This is a genomic window from Oleiphilus sp. HI0123 (assembly GCF_001635315.1).
Map to the genome: position 1 here is coordinate 1 of NZ_LWGE01000048.1, position 1,077 is coordinate 1,077.

At 43.9% G+C, this 1,077-nt stretch carries 1 protein-coding gene; it reads right to left on the reverse strand.

Features of this window, described 5'->3' with window-relative positions; translation table 11 throughout:
* Positions 1–983: cache domain-containing protein (locus A3761_RS00590; RefSeq protein ID WP_197472674.1), on the reverse strand; the 983-nt coding region annotated here is incomplete at its 3' end.
* Positions 984–1,077 lie beyond the last annotated feature (94 nt).

Consider the following 1,077-nt stretch of genomic DNA (forward strand, 5'->3'; position numbering starts at 1 on the left):
GGGTCATCTTTCAAGATTAGTGGTTTATTTGTTGAGGCTTCAAACCGCAAACCTAACAAGAAAGCGGCTATCGTAGAGCCTTCTTCAACTTCAACCTGATAAGATTCTTCAGCCAGCACCTCTGCTAAGCGTTTAACTTCAGCACTGAATTTATCATCACCTGCCCCATTACTGAGCGAAGTACTTACCGTTTTAAGGTAACTTTCTATTTGCTGGAAACCGGAGTTAGTTGCTGAAATGTCTGACATAGTCGGATATTCATGTTTGACGAAGCCTTTGAGGTCTAGGAACTGAGCTTGCTTATTAACTTCGACTGGGAATGACAGTAAGCGATTATTTCGATCTAAGGCAAAAGCATAGCCCCCAATTAATTTTGCCTGCTCAGACATAAACTCAGACAAGCCAGTTAACCTTAGATCGATTGTTGCGACACCCTTGAAAACGCCATTCTCGAACATTGGCACCGTACAAGTTACCATCGGTTCTAATGAATAAGGGTCCATATAAGACTTTGACCAGTAAGCACGCCCGTGTTTTAAATAACGGGCAGGAACATACCATTCTTCGTTGTGGTAGCCATTCCCTTTGGGGTCGTTGTAATCGTCGAAATACTCTAAGACACCTTGCTCATTTCTCCCCCAAAAAAAGGACCGACGTTCCACGCCTTCTTTGAACTGATTGGGTTCGGGCCAAACACCACCACCGGCAACAAGCTTTGACATTCCCGCTTGATCAATAACCTTTGGCAATAAATCTTTAAATGTAGCAACATCTTTGGAAAGCGAGACACCGAGTTTTGCTAAAGTCGTGGTCAATGTCTCAGTCGCAACAAGGCGTTGTTGCAGCTTTAAAACAATATTCTGGCCAATCTCTCGATTTAGCTTTTCAGCCTGCTCGGAAATGACCTGCTTGCCTTTTGTCTGAGTCACAAAATAGCTGGCGGCTACAACTGCTGCGATAAACAGAACAAGGCCCAAGCTCATTTTAAAGATCAAACTGCTGAAGACTCTATTTCTGGGACCTACATGTGCACTTCGTTCAGCTCTAGCACAGTCATCCTGGTGCTGAGTATGCTTA